The organism is Bradyrhizobium sp. HKCCYLRH2015, from assembly GCF_051168215.1.
GTDB lineage: Bacteria > Pseudomonadota > Alphaproteobacteria > Rhizobiales > Xanthobacteraceae > Bradyrhizobium.
Genome location: NZ_JBNPUO010000001.1, coordinates 84,130 through 104,250 on the forward strand (window position 1 = coordinate 84,130; position 20,121 = coordinate 104,250).

A 20,121-nucleotide genomic window follows, 5' to 3' on the forward strand; every position below is an offset into this window, starting at 1 on the left:
ATGAGCACCCCCATGAACAATCTCGGCATCGTCAAGACGAAGATCAACCGCGCCGACAAGGCGGCGGTGGAGAAGCTGTCGAAGTTCGGCGTCGCCACCATCCACGAGGCGATGGGCCGCGTCGGCCTGATGCAATGCTACATGCGCCCGATCTATCCGACGGCGAAGATGTGCGGCACGGCCGTCACTGTGCTGCTGCAGCCCGGCGACAACTGGATGCTGCATGTCGCGGCCGAGCAGATCCAGCCCGGCGACGTCGTCGTCGCGGCCTGCACGGTCGAGAACACCGACGGCTTCTTCGGCGATCTCCTGGCGACCAGCTTCCGCGCCCGCGGCGCGCAGGGCCTCGTCATCGACGGCGGCGTCCGTGACGTCGCCGATCTCACCGACATGCAGTTCCCGGTGTTCTCGCGCGCGATCTCCGCGCGCGGCACGGTCAAGGCCACGCTCGGCTCGGTCAACATCCCGATCGTCTGCGCCGGCGCAGCCGTCAATCCCGGCGACGTGATTGTCGCCGATGTCGACGGCATCGTCGTGGTGCCGGCTGCTGTCGCGCACCAGGCGGCGGACGCGGCCGCGGCGCGCGAGGCCAACGAGGCCGACAAGCGCGAGAAGCTGGCGTCGGGCGTGCTTGGCCTCGACATGTACAAGATGCGCGAGCCGCTGGCGAAGGCCGGGCTCAAATACATCGATTGAGCAGCGATGACCGCGGCGTCGAACCAGTGGCATGTCGGGCTGATCGGCTACGGCGAGGTCGGCAAGATCCTCGCCGAGGATCTGCGCAAGGATGGCGTGCGCGTCTCGGCCTATGATGTGAAGCTGGCGGACAGCCGCGGCGACGCGATGCGCAGCCATGCCGAGAGCATCGGCGTGACGCTCACGGCCTCGCATGCCGAACTGGCGGCGCAGGCCGACTTCATCGTCTCGGCAGTGACCGCCAGTCAGGACGTGGCGGTGGCGGAAGCCTGCGCTCCGAAGATCAAGCCAGGCGCGTGGTTCCTCGACTTCAACTCGGCTTCGCCCGGCGCCAAGCAGCGCGCGGCCGCGTTGATCGACGGCGCCGGCGGCCGCTATGTCGAAGGCGCGGTGATGACCTCGGTGCCGCCCTATCGCATCAAGGTGCCGCTGCTGCTCGGCGGTGCCGGTGCGCGCGAGTTGGCGCCGCTGCTCAACGATCTCGGCTTTGCCGCCAAGTCCGCCAGCGACAAGCTCGGCGTGGCCTCGGCCACAAAGATGTGCCGCAGCATCATGATCAAGGGCCTGGAGGCGATGGTGATCGAGAGCTTCACCACCGCCCGCGCCTATGGCGTCGAGGACGCGGTGCTGGCCTCGCTGAAGGAGACCTTTCCCGGGATCGACTGGGAGAAGCAGGGCGCCTATTTCTTTCAGCGGGTCATCGAGCATGGCCGCCGCCGCGCCGAGGAGGTGAGGGAGGTGGCCGAGACCGTACGCGACATCGGGCTGACGCCGTGGTCGGCGGACGGCACCGCCGAGCGCCAGGCCTGGGTCGCCGATCTCGCCGATGACGGCCTGTTCGGCACGCGCGGCACCAAGGAATTCGCGCGCAGCCCGGACTGGCGCACCGAGGCCGATCGTATCATCAACAAGATCAAGTCCAAGGAGTAGGGAACCTCATGGAGTTCCAGAAGACCCCGGGATGGCTGGACTGGTATGACGGCCCGTCGAAGCCGCGCTTCAAGGTGCCGGCCGGCAGCGTCGATGCGCATTGCCACGTGTTCGGCCCTGGCGCCGAATTCCCCTATGCGCCCGAGCGCAAGTACACGCCCTGCGATGCCTCCAAGCACCAGCTCTACGCGCTGCGCGACCATCTCGGCTTCGCCCGCAACGTCGTGGTGCAGGCGACCTGTCACGGCGCCGACAACCGCGCGATGGTCGATGCGCTCGTGCATTCCAACGGCAAGGCGCGCGGTGTCGCCACCGTCAAGCGCAGCGTCACCGACGCCGAGTTGCAGGCGATGCACGACGCCGGCGTGCGCGGCGTCCGTTTCAACTTCGTGAAGCGCCTGGTCGACTTCACGCCCAAGGACGAGCTGGTCGAGATCGCCAGCCGCATCAACAAGCTCGGCTGGCATGTGGTGATCTATTTCGAGGCCGTCGACCTGCCGGAGCTGTGGGATTTCTTCACCTCGCTGCCGACCACCGTCGTCGTCGACCATATGGGGCGTCCCGACGTGACCAAGCCGGTCGATGGCCCGGAGTTCGAGCTGTTCGTGAAGTTCATGCGCGAGCACCACAACGTCTGGTCCAAGGTGAGCTGCCCGGAGCGTCTCTCGGTCAAGGGACCGCCGGCGCTGAACGGTGAGCAGAACGCCTATCGCGACGTGGTGCCGTTCGCGAAGCGCATCGTCGAGACGTTCCCGGATCGCGTGCTGTGGGGCACCGACTGGCCGCATCCGAACCTCAAGGACCACATGCCCGACGACGGCCTGCTGGTCGATTTCATTCCCCACATCGCCGTCACCGCGGAGCTGCAGCAGAAGCTCCTGGTCGACAATCCGATGCGGCTGTACTGGCCCGAAGAATCCTGAAGGAGGGAAGCGATGTCGCTCGACAAACCCTATACCGACGTTCCCGGCACGACCATCTTCGACGCGGACATGTCGCGGATGGGCTATCACCTCAACCAGTTCTGCATGTCGCTGATGAAGGCGGAGAACCGCGCCCGCTTCAAGGCCAACGAGCGCGCCTATCTCGACGAATGGCCGATGAGCGAGGAGCAGAAGCAGGCCGTGCTCGACCGCGACCTCAACCGCTGCATTGCGCTTGGTGGCAACATCTACTTCCTCGCCAAGATCGGCGCGACCGACGGCAAGAGCTTTCAGCAAATGGCCGGCAGCATGACCGGCATGACTGAAGACCAGTATCGCGAGATGATGATCAAGGGCGGCCGCTCGGTCGAGGGCAACCGCTACACCGGGGAGAAGAAGTAAATGGCAAAAATCTCCGCAAGCGTTTTCACCTCGCACGTGCCGGCGATCGGCGCCGCCCTCGACCTCGGCAAGACCGGCGAGGATTATTGGAAGCCGGTGTTCGCCGGCTACGATTTCGCCAAGCAGTGGGAGAAGGAGCAGAAGCCGGACGTGGTGTTCCTGGTCTTCAACGACCACGCGACCGCCTTCAGCCTGGACATGATTCCCACGTTCGCGATCGGCACCGCAGCCGAATATCAGCCGGCCGACGAGGGCTGGGGGCCGCGCCCGGTGCCCAAGGTGATCGGACACCCGAAGCTCGCCGCGCATATCGCGCAGTCGGTGATCCAGGACGATTTCGATCTCACCATCGTCAACAAGATGGATGTCGACCACGGCCTGACCGTGCCGCTTAGCCTCGTGTTCGGCCAGGTCGATGCCTGGCCGTGTCCGGTGATCCCGTTCGCCGTCAACGTCGTGCAATATCCGGTGCCGTCGGGCCGCCGCTGCTTCATGCTGGGCAAGGCGATCCGCAAGGCGATCGAGAGCTATGACGAGCCGCTCAACGTGCAGATCTGGGGCACCGGCGGCATGAGCCATCAGCTGCAGGGCCCGCGCGCCGGCCTGATCAACCGGGAATGGGACAACATGTTCCTGGACAAGCTGATCAACGATCCCGAAGGCCTGTCCAAGGTGCCGCACATCGACTACGTCCGCGAGGCCGGCAGCGAGGGCATCGAGCTCGTGATGTGGCTGATCGCGCGCGGCGCCATGAGCGACGTCAACGAGACCAAGAAGGGCAACGCTCCGACCGTGCGCCACCGCTTCTATCATGTGCCGGCCAGCAACACCGCGGTCGGCCATCTGATCCTGGAGAACAACTAAATGGCCAAGACGATCAAGGTCGCGCTCGCCGGCGCCGGCGCCTTCGGCATCAAGCATCTCGACGGCATCAAGAACATCGACGGCGTCGAGGTGGTGTCGCTGGTCGGCCGCCGCTTCGACCAGACCAAGGAAGTCGCCGACAAATACGGCATCAAGCACGTCGCGACTGAGCTCGCCGACAGCCTCAAGCTGCCGGAGGTCGACGCCGTCATTCTCTGCACGCCGACACAGATGCATGCGGCGCAGGCGATCGACTGCCTCAAGGCCGGCAAGCACGTGCAGGTCGAGATTCCGCTCGCCGACTCCTTGAAGGACGCCCAGCAGGTGGTCGAGCTGCAGAAGGAGACCAAGCTGGTCGCGATGTGCGGTCACACCCGCCGCTTCAATCCGAGCCACCAGTTCGTGCACAAGAAGATCAAGGCCGGCGAATTTCACATCCAGCAGATGGATGTGCAGACCTACTTCTTCCGCCGCACCAATATGAATGCGCTGGGCCAGCCGCGCAGCTGGACGGACCATCTGCTGTGGCACCACGCCGCGCACACCGTCGACCTGTTCGCCTACCAGGCGGGCTCGCCGATCGTGAAGGCCAATGCGATCCAGGGGCCGATCCATCCGACCTTGGGCATCGCGATGGACATGTCGATCCAGCTCAAGGCCGCCAATGGCGCAATCTGCACCTTGTCGCTGTCGTTCAACAATGACGGCCCGCTCGGCACCTTCTTCCGCTACATCGGCGACACCGGCACCTACATCGCGCGCTACGACGATCTGGTGAACGGCAAGGAGGAGAAGATCGACGTCTCCAAGGTCGATGTCTCCATGAACGGCATCGAGCTGCAGGACCGCGAGTTCTTCGCCGCGATCCGCGAGGGCCGCGAGCCCAACGCGTCCGTTGCCCAGGTGCTGCCCTGCTACCAGGTGCTGCACGACCTCGACGCGCAGCTCGCGAAGGGCTGAGCCGATTCCCTCCTCGCGTCTCGGCGCGCGGGGAGGGGACCCTCGGCGGCGCCTGGAAGATCCGCCGGCGAGCGTTGCACTCGTATGGCGGCTTCGCTTACCATCGGCTTCAGCAAGATGAGGCCGCCCTTGACCGTGCAATCGCCGCAACCGTTCCAGACCGAAAGCTTTACCGACGCGGCCGCCGCGGTGGCCCGGCTCGAGGAGATCTACGAGCGCAACACGGCGTTCCTGCGCGGCCATTTCGAGGCCTATGCCAACGGCGTCGTGCCGGCGACACGGATCCGCGCCACCTATCCCTTCGTGCGGCTGACGACCGCAAGTCATGCCCGGCTCGACTCGCGTCTGGCCTATGGCTTCGTCGCAGGGCCCGGCGTGCACGAGACCAGCGTGACGCGGCCAGACCTGTTCCGTTCGTATCTCACCGAGCAGATCCGTCTGCTGGTGGAGAACCACGGCATGCCGGTCGAGATCGGCGAGTCGGCCGAGCCGATCCCGGTGCATTTCGCCTATCGCCGCGACATCAACATCGAGACGGCGCTTCCGCACCACGAGAGCCCGTTGGTGACGCGCTCGCTGCGCGACGTGTTCGACGCTCCGGATCTCGCGACCATGGACGATGCGATCGCCGACGGCACGCTCGAGCTGAAGCCCGGCATGCCGGAGCCGCTGTCGCTGTTCCGCGCCGCGCGCGTCGACTACTCGCTGCGTCGGCTCTATCACTACACCGGGACCGACCCGGACCATTTCCAGAATTTCGTGATCTTCACGAACTATCAGTTCTATGTCGACGCCTTCGCCGATTGGGGCCGCCAGCAGCTGGCGGCCGCGCAGGGGGCAGCCGAGGCCTTCGTCGAGCCGGGCAATGTGATCACGCGAACCGCGCGTCTCGGCGGTGGCACCACGGGCTCCGCGCCGGCGCGCACGCCGCAGATGCCGGCGCTTCATCTGGTCGAGCCAGGCCATCAGGGGATCACACTGATCAACATCGGCACCGGCCCGTCGAATGCGCGCAACGTCACTGACCACATTGCGGTGCTGCGGCCGCATGCCTGGCTGATGGTCGGCCACTGCGCGGGACTGCGCAACACTCAGCGGCTCGGCGACTACGTCCTCGCGCACGGCTACGTCCGCGAGGACCACGTGCTCGACCAGGAGCTGCCGCCCTGGGTGCCGATCCCCGCGCTGGCCGAGGTGCAGGTCGCGCTCGAAGAGGCCGTGGAGACGGTGACCGGCTATTCCGGCTTTGAGCTGAAGCGGGTGATGCGGACCGGCACGGTGGCCAGCGTCGATAACCGCAATTGGGAGATCTCCGGCCCTGGGGTGATCCGCCGCTTGTCGCAGTCGCGCGCCGTCGCGCTCGACATGGAGTCCGCCGCCATCGCCGCCAACGGCTATCGCTTCCGCGTGCCCTACGGCACCTTGCTCTGCGTCTCCGACAAGCCGCTGCATGGCGAGATCAAGCTCGCCGGCATGGCCGGCGACTTCTACCGGCAGCGCGTCGGCCAGCATCTCCAGATCGGGCTGAAGGCGCTGGAACTGCTGAAGCACCAGGAGTCGGAGCGGCTGCATTCGCGCAAGCTGCGCAGCTTCGCCGAAGTCGCCTTTCAGTAGCGGTCTGCGACCGCCGCCGATCAGCGGCCGCGGCGCTCGTCGAAGGCCTCACGCGCCTGCTCGACCTCGGGCATCTTGGCGATGGTCCAGGCGTAGAGCGCGCGGAATGGCGGCTGCAGGGTCCGGCCGAGCGGCGTGATCTCGTACTGGACGGCAACGGGCGAGTCCGCGATCACCTCCCGCGCGACGAGGCCGTTGCGCTCGAGCCGGCGCAGGCATTGCGTCAGCGCCTTCTGGGTGACGCCCTCGAGCTGCTTCTTGACCGCGTTGAAGCGCAACGGCCCGCCGTCCAGCACGGCCAGCACCATCATCGACCATTTGTCGGCGATCTGGTCGATCAGCACCCGGCTCGGGCACTCCGACGAGAAGTGCTGCGGCTTGCAGCGGAGCGGGGCGGTCTCTGATGTCGACGCGACGGTCACGACGCGGTTTCCTCTGATATACCTGAGCGACTTCGGGTGCCTGATTGACTTCAGGTTTACGAAGTATACTGGAGCGGTTCCGAACGCAATGGAGCCCTCTGAATGTCCGACCTCGATACCAGCGTGCTGTTTCGTCCGTTTCGCCTGAAGTCGCTGGAGCTGAAGAACCGCATCGTCATGGCGCCGATGACCCGCAACGCGGCGCCGAATGGCGTTCCCGGCGAGGCCAATGCCGCTTATTACCGTCGCCGCGCCGAAGGCGGCGTGGGGCTGATCCTGACCGAGGGCACTGTCGTCAACCGTCCGGCCTCGCGCAACGAGCCCAATATTCCCTTCTTCCACGGTGACGCAGCCCTGGCCGGCTGGCGGAGCGTGGCGAGCGCCGTGCACGCGGCCGGCGGCCGCATCGCGCCACAGATCTGGCACACCGGCTCGACCAAGGGCATGAGCCGCTGGGAGCCTGATGCGCCGGTCGAGAGCCCGTCCGGGCTGGTTGCGCCTGGCAAGCCGCGCGGCAACGCGATGACCGAGAACGACATCGCCGACACCGTCGCCGCATTCGCGCAGGCCGCGGCCGACGCCAAGCGCACCGGCTTCGACACCGTCGAGATCCACGGTGCGCACGGCTATCTGATCGACGAGTTCTTCTGGTCCGGCACCAACCAGCGCGAGGATCGCTATGGCGGCGCCAGCATCAAGGAGCGCTCGCGCTTCGCCGGCGAAATCGTCGCCGCGATCCGCAAGGCGGTGGGGCCGGATTTTCCGATCATCCTGCGCGTCAGCCAGTGGAAGCAGCAGGACTATGCGGCGCGCCTCGCCGAGACGCCGGCGCTGATGGCCGACTGGCTGCAGCCGCTGGTCGCGGCCGGCGTCGACATCCTGCACTGCTCGCAGCGCCGTTTCTGGGAGCCGGAATTCCCGGACGTCGACGGCGAGAACGGCCTGAACTTCGCCGGCTGGGCCAAGAAGATCACGGGCGCCGCGACCATCAGCGTCGGCTCGGTCGGCCTGTCCGACGAGTTCTTCTCGGCGTTCGCCGGCAAGCCGTCGACGACAGCCGATCTCGATGCGCTGCTGGAGCGCATGGCCAAGGAGGAGTTCGACCTCATCGCGGTCGGCCGCGCGCTGATCAGCGATGCCGAATGGGTCGCCAAGATCAAGTCCGGCGACAAGGCGGGCCTGAAGGGCTTCAGCGCGGCGGATCTCGGCGCGCTGGTTTGAGCTCTGGTAAACCGGTTGGCGCCTCCCTCGCCCCGCGCAAGCGGGGCGAGGGAGCGTACCGTCCGCGAGGTGCGTGCTCGAGCCCGCCATCCCGTCCTTGCGACCGACTAATGCACCGTCAGCTCCAGGTACATCGGGCTGCGGAAGGTCGATGACGGCATCCAGGGCAGTTGCTCCTGGGTGCGGCGATAGTCCGGCACGACCTTGTGCAGCTCGTCGAACGCGATCCTGATCGCCATGCGCGCGATCGCCGATCCCAGGCAGGCATGCACGCCGCCGCCGAAGCCGAGGTGGCCGCGCGGCTTGCGCGTGATGTCGTAGACGTCGGGATTGGGAAACTGCCGCTCGTCGCGATTGGCGGAGCCGTAGGCGAGGCAGACGAAATCGCCCTCGCGCATGGTCTGGCCGTGCAGGGTGAGATCCTTCTGCAGGCAGCGGCGGAAACGCTGCGCCGAGGTGTTGAAGCGCAGCGACTCCTCGACGGCGTCCGCCAGCAGATCGGGATTGGCGACGACCGCACGGCGGGCGTCGTCGTGATCGGCGAGATTGTAGGCCAGCATCGTCATGAAGCCGCCGAGAGACTCGATGCCGGCCATGATCAGCGTGGTCGTCGTCAGCAGCACCTCGCGCTCGTCGAGCTTGTCGCCGTCGATCTCGGCCATGCTGAAATGCGAGATCAGATCGTTCTGCGGCCGCGCCCGGCGCTCCGCGATGATGCCGGCCGCATAGTCCTGCATCCAGTTGTAGGCTGCGATGTGCTGCGGTCCCTTGGCGCGGCTCACCGGATCGCTCTGCACCATGAGCACCGCCTTGTCGCGCACCGTCTGCTCGTCGCCGAGCGGCAGGCCGAGTGCGGCGAACAGCACGCGCACCGTGAACTTCGACGAGAAGGCGTCGATGAAGTCGAACCGGTCCTGGCCGCGCAGCGCCTCGGCGCTGTCGCGCGCGATGTCGCGGATCGGGCCTGACAGGCTCTCCAGATTGCGCTTCATGAAGGCATGCTGGACGAGGCCACGCAGCCGGTCATGGCGCGGCGGATCGGTGGTGCCGAGCGTCGCGCCGGCGCGGTTCGGCAGCTCGGTCATCAGGTTGCCCTTAGCCGACGAATAGGTCTGCCAGTTCGTGCCCGCCGCTGCCACGTCGGCATAGCGCGACAGGATCCACATCTGGGCTTGCTGGCTCCAGAAGCAGGGGTGCTCGTCGCGCAGCGTCTTGTAGAACGGGAACGGGTCGGCATCGACCGCCGGCGAATACGGGTCGAACGTGAACATGTCGGGCCTCCTCTCCATTGAGTGTGGTCGTTGTTGTTCTTTTCACTGATCTAGCCGAGCCGTGGCCGCGGCGCGAGACACGAAAGCCGGTCAAGACTTGTACTTTTCCGACATTCGGGGTTAGCTCTCGCTCATGCCCCGCTTTCGCACCAAGCCGTCGATCCCGGCCTTCGCGCTGTACGGCGAAGCCTCCGCCGCGCAGCCGGACATGCTGCATGTCGAGCCGATCCAGGTGCGCAGCAAGCTGTATCGCTGGGAAATCGAGGCGCATACGCACCAGGGCCTGCATCAGATCCTCTGGGTCGCCTCCGGCCCGGCCGAGATCGCCTTGGACGAAAGCCGCGAGCGCTGCACCGGCCCGGTGGCGGTGATCATTCCGCCCGGCGTCGTCCATGCCTTCCGCTTCTCGCGCGAGACCGACGGCTACGTGCTCACCTTCAATCCGCGGGCGGTGGTGGAGGGCGACGTGCCGGCGACCGGCGAGGCGCTGCGCGACCTGTTTGCAGCGCCGCAAATCCTGCATCTGGAGCCGCAAGCCGTTGCGACGGGCCGGATCGGCACGCTGTTCGTCGACCTCGCCGGCGAGTTCGCCGCGGCCGATTCCGCGGCCTCCCCGGTGCCGCACTGGCTCGGGCGCTCGATCGTGTGGCGGCTGGCGCAGCAGAGCGCGCGGCAGTCGCAAGGCGGGCGGCGCGGCAGTGGGCACGCTGATCTGTTCACCCGCTTCATCGTGCTGGTCGAGGCGCATCACCGCGATCACTGGTCGGTGGCGCGCTACGCCGACGAGCTCGGCATGACGCCGGAGCGGCTCAATCGGTTGACGCGGGCCGAGACCGGCCAGTCCGCGCTCGACATCGTGCATGCGCGTCTGGCCCGTGAGGCCTGTCGTCGGCTGACCTATATTGCAGCGCCGGTGTCGAAGCTGGCGTTCGAGCTCGGTTTCAAGGACCCGGCCTATTTCTGCCGCTTCTTCAAGCGCCACACCGGGGCGAGCCCGCGCGACTATCGGCGCGCGATGGGCGTGGGAGACGGCGCGGCGCCGCCGGCCGGCTGACCGGCGCCGCCCGATACCACCGTCGCATTCGTTTTGCGTCGCGGCATGGTGTTGGAAAAGTACAAGAGAATGCCGCGTCCATCCAAGTGATCCTGCGCATTTCTTGGTAAAATCCGCCACTGAAAAGCATACCCAACAAACCTGCGTCTGCGAATCCGGGAGAACGCGCCCATGAAAGTCCAAGTCTGCATCATCGGCGGAGGCCCGTCGGGGCTGATGCTGTCGCAGCTCCTGCATCTGCAGGGCATCGATACGATCATCCTGGAGAAGTCCAGCCGCGACTACGTGCTGTCGCGCATCCGTGCCGGCGTGCTCGAGCACGGCTTTGCCGAGCTGATGCGCGAGGCGCAGTGCGGCGAGCGCATGGATCGCGAGGGCGAAATCCATCACGGCTTCTACATCGCCCATGACGGCAAGCTCGACCGCGTCGACCTGCACAAATATTCCGGCGGCAACTCGGTGATGGTCTACGGCCAGACCGAGCTGACGCGCGATCTCTACGAGGCCCGCGACAAGCTCGGCGGCAAGGTCGTGCACAACGCGGCCGACGTCACGCCGCACGACATTGCCTCCGACAAGCCCTACGTCACCTATCGCAGCGGCGAGGAGGTGATCCGCGTCGACTGCGACTACATCATCGGCGCCGACGGCTTTCACGGCGTCAGCCGCAAGTCGATCCCGCACGACAAGCTGACGGAATACGAGCGGGTGTACCCGTTCGGCTGGCTCGGCGTGCTGTCGCGCACCAAGCCGGTGTCGCCGGAGCTGATCTATGCCAAGCACGAGCGTGGCTTCGCGCTGTGCTCGCTGCGCTCCCAGGTGCTGAGCCGCTATTACGTCCAGGTGCCGCTCACCGACAAGGTCGAGGACTGGAGCGACGATGCGTTCTGGGAGGAGCTGAAGCGCCGCCTGCCCAATGAGATCGCGGCCAAGCTGATCACTGGCCCGTCGATCGAGAAGAGCATCGCGCCGCTGCGCAGCTTCGTCGCCGAGCCGATGCGCTACGGCCGGCTGTTCCTGGCCGGCGACGCCGCCCACATCGTGCCGCCGACCGGCGCGCGCGGGCTGAACTCGGCGGCGTCCGACATCTACTATCTCTATCATGCGCTGCTCGATCACTACAAAAAGGGCGACGACGCCGGCATCGACGGCTACTCCCAGCGCGCGCTGGCGCGGATCTGGAAGGCGCAGCGCTTCTCGTGGTGGATGACGACGCTGCTGCATCGCTTCCCCGACCGGCTGTCCTACGACGACAGACTTCAGGACACCGAGCTCGCCTATCTGTTCTCGTCGGAGGCCGCGCAGCGGTCGCTGGCGGAGAACTATGTCGGACTGCCGTTCTGAGGTCTTGCACAGTCCGTAGGGTGGGCAAAGGCGCGCCAACGATGCGAGTTGGCTGCCTCACTGCATCGCGCGCGCCGTGCCCACCATTCTCTCCGTGCATGCGGATGCACGGTGGGCACGCGACCGCCCTGCGGGCGTCCGCTTTGCCAACCCTACAAGGCCGCGCATCGACCATCCCCGCTTCAACAAACACCGCTGTCGTCCCGGCCTTGAGCCGGGACCCATACCCCCAGGGAGCCATTTGAAGCACGCTGGTCGTTGGCTTTTGTGCTCATCACGACCGCCGCGGCGTATGGGTCCCGGATCGGCGCCGCGCCGCGCGTTGCGCGTCGCCACTTGTCCGGGACGACGACTGCGGGTGAGGCCCGCGTCTGCATCAACAAACACCGCTGTCGTCCCGGCCTTGAGCCGGGACCCATACCCCCAGGGAGCGCTTTGGGGCACGCTGGCAATTGGCTTTTGTGCCCATCACGACCGCCGCGGCGTATGGGTCCCGGATCGGCGCTGCAGCGCGCTTCGCGCGTTGCAGCTTGTCCGGGACGACGGCGGAGGGTGGGGCGGATTTACGGTTCAAACAGCGAAGTCATCATCAAACAGCGAAGTCATAAAGAGAGACATGGCATCACGTTCTCGCGGCATCTGATGCCCGAGGTCTGCCATCAACTCGTCCCTCGCAAGCATGAGAGGGCGCAGGGAATGCCGGGTGAAGGCCTCACCCATGGCCCGCCTGCGAAAAAAATGCAGGCGGCAGGTACCACAGGTGCAGCCGAGCATCCGGCATTCCCTGCGCGGTGTCTTCACGCTTATACGCAGTCGCCCTGGTGCGCCGGGCTTGTTGGCCACCATCCCCAACGCAATGCGTTAGCATTGCGCCAGGTTGACACCAGCTTCGGGGTGTCAGGCCGCTGCGATTTCGCGTCCGCAAGCGATCGTTCGTCCGCACCCTCGTGAAAGAGAATGCTGCGATCTCTCGCGGCCACCGCATCCCCGCCTCGCGTGTCGTGACGATCGCGCGCAACGCCCCTCTCGTTGAGGCGGGATGGCGGGAGATAATCACGAATTCGGATAAATGGCAAGATGATTATTTTTATCGGAAGATGGCGCCGGCTGGCCGGCCGATGGCAGGCAGGCCGGCCCTCGGGCGGTTCCCCCGCCGGACGTCGTGCTTCCTGTTAGGAATTTGCTCATTCTCCTCCTAAATCCGGCGTTAAGTCCCTCCGCGAGAAGCTGTCGGCGAGGAGTTGCCGATGTCAGCCCACCACCACGACGATGCCCGCCGCCTGGAAGCCCTTGCCGAACTCGACATCCTTGATACACCCAGCGAGCTCGCCTTCGACCGTCTCACCGGCCTGTGCCGGAAGGTCTTCGGCGTCCCGATGTCGACACTCACGCTCATCGACGGCCATCGCCAATGGTTCAAGTCGGCCGCGGGGATGGCCGACCGTGAAGGCGAGCGGCGGCCCGCATTGTGCAACTTTGCCATTCAGGAAAGCGAGCCGCTGGTCATCCCCGACACGCATCAGGATGCGCGGCTGGCGGACAACGTCCTCGTCCATGGCAAGCCCTTCATTCGGTTCTACGCCGGCGCGCAGCTGCGCATCTCCGGCGTGAACGTCGGCACGCTGTGCGCGATGGACACGACGCCGCGCGAGTTCAGCGCGCACGATGTCGACGTGCTCAAGGACCTCGCCGCGATCGCCGTCGACGAGCTGATGCTGCGCAATCTGAGCATGCGCGACGCTCTGACCGGCGCGCTGTCGCGCCGCGCCTTTCACAACGAAGGCGAGCGGTTGCGGGCGCTGGCCGAGCGTCACGGCCACAAGCTGACATATGCCATGGTCGACGTCGATCACTTCAAGTCGGTGAACGACACTTACGGCCATGCCGTCGGCGATCTCGTCCTGGCGAGGCTCATCGAAGCCTGGCGGTCGGTGCTGCGGAGCTCCGACGTCATCGGCCGTCTCGGCGGCGAGGAGTTCGGCATCCTGCTGCCGCATACGGGCCTGCACGACGGGCTGGCGGTGCTCGAGAAGATGCGGTCGGCGATTGCCGGCCTGTCGATCGACACGCCATGCGGACCGATCAGGGTCACCGCCAGTTTCGGAGCCGCGGATCTGACTCCTCGGCTGGGCTTCGATGCCATGCAGGAGCGGGCGGACATGGCGATGTATTCTGCCAAGAACAACGGCCGCAATCAGGTCATCGCCTGGGTGGAGGCGTCACCGTCGATCGCGCCTGCGCTGCGCCGCGTGTTCAAGGCGGGGCAGATCGCGTTCAACGCCGGACGCTCGACGCTCGACTGCACGGTCCGTGCGTTGTCCGAACGCGCTGCTGCACTGGACGTGATCTCCACGGCCGACTTGCCGGAGAACTTCAAGCTCGCGATCGCCAGCGACGGTTTCTCACGTGCCTGCCGCATGACGGCGCGGTCCGACAAGCGGATCGAGGTCGCCTTCGTCTAGCTCTCTCGGAGCTCCAGGCCGCTCCGGGCGGGGCGCCCCTCAAAAATGAGTTGCGTACCTCAAAAACCGCGCTATGGTCCTCAACCCAAAGGGGAGGACCATGAACGCGCCGCTGACATTGCGGGACATTGCGCGACAGGCGGGGGTGAGCCTCGCCACCGTCGACCGCGTGCTGCACAACCGGCCGGGCGTGCGCCCGGACACGGTGCGACGCGTCAAGGACGCCATGGCGCGTAGCGCGTTCCAGCCGCATGCGGCGGCCTCCGAGCTCGCCCATGCCCGCGCGCGGCGCTTTGCCTTCGTGATGCCGTCCGGCATCAATCCCTTCATGCAGCAGATTCAGGCGCATCTCGGCGATCTGGCGAGCTGGATGGCCGCGCGCCGGCTCACGGTCGATGTCGTCACGACCGACGTGTTCGATGCCGCCGTGCTGGCCGCGAAGCTCGAGCAGCTCGTCGGTCAGGTCGACGGCGTCGCGGTGGTGGCGCTCGATCATCCGGGCGTGCGCGCGGCGATCAACGATCTCGTCGAGTCCGGCGCCAAGGTGGTGACGCTGGTGTCGGACGTGCCATCGTCGCGGCGGCAGCATTATGTCGGCATCGACAACATCGCCGCTGGCCGCACCGCGGGGGCGCTGGTCGGACGCTTCGCCGGCGGCAAGGCGGGGCGGATCGCGATCATGGCGGGCTCGCAAGGCCTGCGCGATCATGCCGAGCGCATCTTCGGCTTCGGCCAGGTTCTCGCGGCGGAGTTTCGGCAACTTGAGGTTTTGCCGGTTGCTGAGGGGCATGACGTGGACGATCGCTCAGAGCACCTCATGCGCAAGCTGCTGACCGAGCACCGCGACATCGTCGGGCTCTACAATGTCGGCGCCGGCACGGCCGGCGTCGCCAAGGCGCTGACCGAGTCGGGGCGCGCCGACGATATCGTGTTCGTCGGCCACGACGTGACGGCACTGACGCGCAAGCTGCTGTTGAACGGCGTGATGGACGCGGCGATTTCGCAGAACCCGGGCCACGAGGCGCGCTCCGCGGTGCGCGTGCTGCTGGCGCTGGCGCGCGGCGAGCCGATCCTGAGCGAACAGGAGACGATCCGCATCGACATCGTGATGCGGGACAATCTGCCGTGAGCGGGCGGCCGCGGTGACGCGGTCGTTTGCGTACGGAACGAGAAAGACCGAGGTGCTGGTTTCGAGGCGACAGCAGATCGCCGAAGCGCCTGGCGGTCGGTGGGAGGAGTGGAGTCGTGTTTCTCGGACTGGATGTCGGCACATCCGGCGTGAAGGCCGTGCTGGAGGACGAGGCGGGCGCGCTGATCGCAAGCGCCGGGCGTCCGCTGGCGCTGTCGCATCCGCAGCCGCTGTGGTCCGAGCAGAACCCGGATCACTGGGTCGAGGCCGTCATCGGCGCGGTCGATGATCTCGCGCGGGCGCGTCCGCGCGAGACCGCTGCCGTCAGCGGCATCGGCCTGTCCGGCCAGATGCACGGCGCGACGTTGCTGAACCGCGACGGCCGGCCGCTGCGGCCGGCGATCCTGTGGAATGACGGCCGCTCGCAAGCCGAATGCGCCGAGCTCGAACGCCGCTGCCCCGAACTGCATGCGATCGCCGGCAACCTTGCGATGCCCGGCTTCACCGCGCCGAAGCTCGTCTGGGTGGCGAAGCACGAGCCGAGGATATTTGCCGAGGTCGCGAAAGTGCTGCTGCCGAAGGCCTATGTGCGCTATCGGCTGTCCGGCGAGATGGTCGAGGACATGTCGGATGCGGCCGGCACCCTGTGGCTCGACGTCGGCGCGCGGCGCTGGTCGGAGAAACTGCTGGCGGCGACCGGGCTCGGTCTCGATCACATGCCGCGCCTGGTCGAGGGCAATGAGCGCAGCGCCGTGTTGTCGCCCGAGCTGGCGCGGCGCTGGGGCATGGGCGCTGACGTCGTGATCGCGGGCGGCGCCGGCGACAACGCGGCGAGCGCGATCGGGCTCGGCGCCATCACGCCCGGCGATGCATTCCTGTCGCTCGGCACATCGGGCGTGCTGTTCCGGGTGACCGACCGCTTCGCGCCGGTGCCGGAAGCGGCCGTGCATGCGTTCTGCCATGCGCTCGGCGGTCTCTGGCATCAGATGGGCGTGATGCTGTCGGCCGCGGCCTCGCTGGCGTGGCTGGCGCGCATTCTCGAGACGCCGGAAGCCGCGCTGCTGGCGCCGCTCGGTATCAGCGTCGAACGTCCGAGCCCGGTGCAGTTCCTGCCTTATCTCGACGGCGAGCGCACGCCGCACAACGATGCCCATGCCGCCGGCGCCCTGGTCGGGCTGCGCAGCGCCGCCGGCCGCGCTGATCTCGTGCAGGCGGTGCTGGAGGGCGTGGCGTTCGCCTCACGCGACATGTTCGCCGCGCTCGCGCGCAGCGCGCAGCCGATCACAGAGCTCGATCTCGTCGGCGGCGGCTCGCGCTCTTTGTTGTGGGCGCAGATCATGGCCGACGTGCTCGGCGTCACCGTGCATCGCGTCGAGGAGGGCGAGGTCGGCGCCGCCATCGGTGCGTCCAGGCTCGGCCGTCTGGCCGCGACCGGCGAAGCCCCGGCCGATGTCTGCCGCAAGCCACGGCGGCTGCAGAGTTTCGAACCCCGCGCGCCGCAGCGCGCCGCCTACGACGACGCCTACGCGCAATGGCGCAAGCTCTATCCCGCTCTCAAGGAGTGCATCTCGTGAACGTCCAGGCTCCCTTCTTCCAGACCGGCGCGACCGTCAGCTATGTCGGGCCCGAGTCACGCAGCCCGCTGTCGTTCCGCTGGTACGACAAGGACCGTGTCATCCGGGGCAAGCGGATGGAGGATCATCTGCGCTTCGCGGTCTGCTACTGGCATTCGTTCTGCTGGCCGGGCAGCGATCCGTTCGGCGGCGAGACCTTCCTGCGGCCGTGGCAGCATGGCGACGATGCGCTGGCGATGGCGCGCGCCAAGGCCGATGTCGCGTTCGACTTGTTCCGGCTGCTCGACGTGCCGTTCTTCACCTTCCACGACGTCGACGCGGCGCCGGAAGGCGCGACGCTGAAGGAGTCGGTCGCCAATCTCAATGCGATCGGCGACCTGTTCGAGCAGAAGATGGCGTCTGCCAAGGTACGGCTGCTATGGGGCACGGCCAATCTGTTCTCGCACCGCCGCTACATGGCGGGCGCCGCGACCAATCCGGATCCCGATGTCTTCGCCTATGCCGCCGGGCAGGTGCGCGCCGCGCTCGAGCTGACGCACCGCCTCGGCGGCGCCAACTACGTGCTGTGGGGCGGCCGCGAGGGCTACGAGACCCTGCTCAACACCGACATGAAGCGCGAGCTCGACCAGCTAGGCCGCTTCGTCTCGCTCGTGGTCGAGCACAAGCACAAGATCGGATTCAAGGGACCGCTGCTGATCGAGCCGAAGCCGAAGGAGCCGACCAAGCACCAGTATGATTTCGATGTCGCCACCTGCTACGGCTTCCTGCAGCGCTATGACCTGCTCGACGACGTCAAGCTCAACATCGAGCAGAACCACGCCATCCTCGCCGGCCATTCGTTCCAGCACGAGATCGCACTGGCGCAGGCGCTCGGCGTGTTCGGCTCGCTCGACATCAACCGCGGCGACGATCTCTTGGGCTGGGACACCGACCAGTTCGCGATGAACGTGCCGGAGCTGGCGCTGGTGTTCCACGACATGCTCAAGGCCGGCGGCTTCACCACCGGCGGGCTGAACTTCGATGCCAAGATCCGGCGGCAGTCGATCGATCCGGATGATCTGCTGCACGCCCATGTCGGCTCGATGGACGCCTGCGCGCGGGCGCTGATCGCGGCCGACGAGATGCTGACCGACAGTGCGCTGACGGCGCCGCTCGCAGCCCGCTACGCCGGCTGGGACGGCGAGGAGGGGCAGGCGATCCTCGCCGGCCGCCGCTCGCTTGCCGAACTCGCCGACCGCGCCGCCGACACCGGCCTCGATCCACAGCCGCGTTCCGGCCGCCAGGAATATCTCGAAAGCGTGGTGAACCGCTATGTCTGACGACAGCCGCCTGCATACGATGACGAGCGCGGCCGAGCGCGCCGTGACCGGCACGGCCGCGCAGCCGGTGCTGGAGCTGAAGGGCCTCGGCAAGCAGTTCGGCGCGATCCGCGCGCTGCAGGGCGTGGATCTGACAATCGGCGCCGGCGAGGTCGTCGGCCTGATGGGCGACAACGGCGCCGGCAAGTCCACCCTGGTGCGCATCATCGCCGGCAACTTTCCGCCGAGCCAGGGCGCCATCCATTTCGGCGGCCGCGAGGTGCATTTCCATCGCCCGATGGATTCGCGCAGCGTCGGCATCGAGGTCGTGTACCAGGACCTCGCGCTCGCCAACAATCTCACCGCCGCCGCCAACGTGTTTCTCGGCCGCGAGCTGAAACGCAATTTCGGTCCCCTCGTGCTGCTCGACCACAAGGGCATGGAGGCGCGCGCGCTGGAGCTGTTCCGCGAGCTGCGCTCCGAGACGCGGCCGCACGATCTCGTCAAGGACATGTCGGGCGGCCAGCGCCAGGCGGTGGCGATCGCGCGCACGCGGCTGTCGAACGCCAAGCTGGTGATGATGGACGAGCCGACCGCGGCGATCTCGGTGCGCCAGGTCGAGCAGGTGCTGAGCCTGATCCATCGGCTGAAGGAGCAGGGCATCGCGGTGATCCTGATCTCGCACCGCATGCCCGACATCTTCGCGGTCTGCGATCGCGTCGTGGTGATGCGCCGCGGCGAGAAGAAGGCCGACAAGCCGGTCGGCGAGACCAGCCCCGAGGAAGTGACCGCGCTGATCACCGGCGCCAAGGAGGCGGCGTGATGTCCGTTCCATCCGAGACCAGCTCCGCCGGCACCGACGTCACCTTCACCAATGTCGGCGCCATCAGATGGTGGCATCGCGGCGTGTTCGCCTCGCAGACGGCCTACGTCACGCTGGCGCTCATCGCCCTCATCATCGTGATGAGCTTCGCCAGTCCCTATTTCCTGACCGAAGGCAATCTGCAGAACGTCGCCAAGAACTTCTCCTTCATCGCCATCGCGACGCTCGGCATCACCTTCGTGATCATCACCGGCGGCATCGACCTGTCGGTCGGCTCGATGATGTGCTTCGCGGCGATGATCACCTCGATGGTGATGACGACGCTGTCGACGCCGGGCATGCCGTTGTCCTCGCTGTTCGTGCATCTCGCCGCGGACGGCAAGACCGTGGTCGCCAACGTGCCCGGCCTGATCCTGATCGTCTCGGTGCTGGCCGGCCTTGCGGTCTCGCTGGTCGTCGGCCTCATCAACGGCGTCTGCATCGCCTTGCTGGGGCTGTCGCCGTTCGTGACCACGCTCGGCATGCTCTCGATCGTGCGCGGCCTGAGCTACGTGATCTCGAACGGCAAGGGCAGCTTCCCCGGCGGGCCGGACGCCGATTATTTCTACGCGCTGACGCAGGGTGACGTGTACGGCGTGCCGGCGCCCTTCATCTATCTGATGGCGCTGGCGCTGGTGATGGCGCTGGTGCTGCACCACACCGCGTTCGGCCGCCACGTGTTCGCGATCGGCGGCAACGAGAAGGCCGCGGAGCTCACCGGCGTCTCCGTGCCCCGCGTGAAGATCGAGGTCTATGTGATCGGCGCGCTGGCAGCCGGCCTGCAGGGCATCATCATCTCCGGCTGGCTGGGATCCGCGCCGGCCAACATGGCGACGTCCTACGAGCTCAACGTGATCGCCGCGGCCGTGATCGGCGGCGCCAACCTCGCCGGCGGTCTCGGCGGCCCGCTCGGCGCCATCGTCGGCTGCGTGCTGCTCGAGGTGATCAGGAACGGGCTGGTGCTGGCGCAGGTCAATTCCTACTGGCAGCAGACGCTGGTCGGCGTGATCATCATTGCCGCCGTGCTGGTCGACCGCATCCGCGCGCGGCTGCTGTGACGAATACTGGCCGGGATGACATCACGTCTATCCTCAC

General features: G+C 66.8%; 18 protein-coding genes. 16 read left to right on the top strand and 2 right to left on the bottom strand.

Going from position 1 to position 20,121, the window contains the following annotated elements; translation table 11 throughout:
• The 7 genes from ligK to ACQR1H_RS00400 all read left to right on the top strand — a co-directional run bounded on the left by ligK (position 1) and on the right by ACQR1H_RS00400 (position 6,389).
• Positions 1-696 carry a 4-carboxy-4-hydroxy-2-oxoadipate aldolase/oxaloacetate decarboxylase gene (gene ligK / locus ACQR1H_RS00370; protein WP_315802430.1) on the top strand — a complete coding sequence of 232 codons (696 nt, stop codon included), beginning with the start codon at positions 1-3 and terminating at the stop codon, positions 694-696.
• Between the two features lie 6 nt (positions 697-702).
• Positions 703-1,626 carry a DUF1932 domain-containing protein gene (locus ACQR1H_RS00375; protein ID WP_434906956.1) on the top strand — a complete coding sequence of 308 codons (924 nt, stop codon included), beginning with the start codon at positions 703-705 and terminating at the stop codon, positions 1,624-1,626.
• An 8-nt stretch (positions 1,627-1,634) separates the two neighbouring features.
• Positions 1,635-2,549, top strand: coding sequence for an amidohydrolase family protein (locus ACQR1H_RS00380; protein ID WP_434906957.1), 915 nt, complete (start codon positions 1,635-1,637; stop codon positions 2,547-2,549).
• Between the two features lie 12 nt (positions 2,550-2,561).
• Complete coding sequence (gene ligA, locus ACQR1H_RS00385; RefSeq protein ID WP_257168873.1) at positions 2,562-2,951, top strand: protocatechuate 4,5-dioxygenase subunit alpha; 390 nt, start codon at positions 2,562-2,564, stop codon at positions 2,949-2,951.
• On the top strand, positions 2,952-3,815 hold the full coding sequence (locus ACQR1H_RS00390; protein WP_315802433.1) for a class III extradiol dioxygenase subunit beta: 864 nt from the start codon (positions 2,952-2,954) through the stop codon (positions 3,813-3,815).
• Positions 3,816-4,775, top strand: a complete 960-nt coding sequence (locus tag ACQR1H_RS00395; RefSeq protein ID WP_315802434.1) for a Gfo/Idh/MocA family oxidoreductase — start codon at positions 3,816-3,818, stop codon at positions 4,773-4,775.
• Positions 4,776-4,892: 117 nt separating this feature from the next.
• Positions 4,893-6,389: an AMP nucleosidase gene (locus ACQR1H_RS00400; protein ID WP_316239048.1), complete on the top strand. Its 1,497-nt coding sequence runs from the start codon at positions 4,893-4,895 to the stop codon at positions 6,387-6,389.
• A 20-nt stretch (positions 6,390-6,409) separates the two neighbouring features.
• Here the strand turns inward: ACQR1H_RS00400 and ACQR1H_RS00405 are convergent, their stop codons facing one another.
• Positions 6,410-6,733, bottom strand: coding sequence for a winged helix-turn-helix transcriptional regulator (locus ACQR1H_RS00405; RefSeq protein ID WP_434864243.1), 324 nt, complete (start codon positions 6,731-6,733; stop codon positions 6,410-6,412).
• Positions 6,734-6,913: 180 nt separating this feature from the next.
• On the opposite strand from ACQR1H_RS00405, the gene ACQR1H_RS00410 reads away from it, so the two are divergent.
• Positions 6,914-8,032 carry an NADH:flavin oxidoreductase gene (locus tag ACQR1H_RS00410; protein WP_434864231.1) on the top strand — a complete coding sequence of 373 codons (1,119 nt, stop codon included), beginning with the start codon at positions 6,914-6,916 and terminating at the stop codon, positions 8,030-8,032.
• 107 nt (positions 8,033-8,139) lie between these two features.
• Here ACQR1H_RS00410 and ACQR1H_RS00415 read toward each other — a convergent pair whose 3' ends face one another.
• Positions 8,140-9,303: a cytochrome P450 gene (locus ACQR1H_RS00415; protein ID WP_316183241.1), complete on the bottom strand. Its 1,164-nt coding sequence runs from the start codon at positions 9,301-9,303 to the stop codon at positions 8,140-8,142.
• A gap of 133 nt (positions 9,304-9,436) precedes the next feature.
• On the opposite strand from ACQR1H_RS00415, the gene ACQR1H_RS00420 reads away from it, so the two are divergent.
• The 8 genes from ACQR1H_RS00420 to ACQR1H_RS00455 all read left to right on the top strand — a co-directional run bounded on the left by ACQR1H_RS00420 (position 9,437) and on the right by ACQR1H_RS00455 (position 20,084).
• Positions 9,437-10,357 (top strand): helix-turn-helix domain-containing protein, encoded by a 921-nt coding sequence (locus ACQR1H_RS00420; RefSeq protein WP_316183242.1) that lies wholly within the window; start codon positions 9,437-9,439, stop codon positions 10,355-10,357.
• 171 nt (positions 10,358-10,528) lie between these two features.
• The gene (gene pobA / locus ACQR1H_RS00425; protein ID WP_315802439.1) at positions 10,529-11,701 is read left to right on the top strand and encodes a 4-hydroxybenzoate 3-monooxygenase; all 1,173 of its coding nucleotides are present in this window, start codon (positions 10,529-10,531) and stop codon (positions 11,699-11,701) included.
• 1,247 nt (positions 11,702-12,948) lie between these two features.
• Entirely contained in the window at positions 12,949-14,163 is a 1,215-nt protein-coding gene (locus ACQR1H_RS00430) for a sensor domain-containing diguanylate cyclase (protein WP_434839752.1), read from the top strand.
• Positions 14,164-14,263: 100 nt separating this feature from the next.
• Positions 14,264-15,292 carry a LacI family DNA-binding transcriptional regulator gene (locus ACQR1H_RS00435; RefSeq protein ID WP_434906958.1) on the top strand — a complete coding sequence of 343 codons (1,029 nt, stop codon included), beginning with the start codon at positions 14,264-14,266 and terminating at the stop codon, positions 15,290-15,292.
• 116 nt (positions 15,293-15,408) lie between these two features.
• Entirely contained in the window at positions 15,409-16,866 is a 1,458-nt protein-coding gene (gene xylB / locus ACQR1H_RS00440; RefSeq protein WP_434873644.1) for a xylulokinase, read from the top strand.
• On the top strand, positions 16,863-18,185 hold the full coding sequence (xylA, locus tag ACQR1H_RS00445) for a xylose isomerase (RefSeq protein WP_315802443.1): 1,323 nt from the start codon (positions 16,863-16,865) through the stop codon (positions 18,183-18,185). The genes xylB and xylA overlap by 4 nt, the downstream gene beginning before the upstream one ends.
• 19 nt (positions 18,186-18,204) lie before the next feature.
• A complete protein-coding gene (locus ACQR1H_RS00450; protein WP_434887009.1) occupies positions 18,205-18,987 on the top strand; it encodes an ATP-binding cassette domain-containing protein in 783 nt (260 codons plus the stop codon).
• Positions 18,987-20,084 (top strand): ABC transporter permease, encoded by a 1,098-nt coding sequence (locus ACQR1H_RS00455; protein ID WP_315802445.1) that lies wholly within the window; start codon positions 18,987-18,989, stop codon positions 20,082-20,084. The genes ACQR1H_RS00450 and ACQR1H_RS00455 overlap by 1 nt, the downstream gene beginning before the upstream one ends.
• The last annotated feature ends 37 nt before the right edge of the window (positions 20,085-20,121 follow it).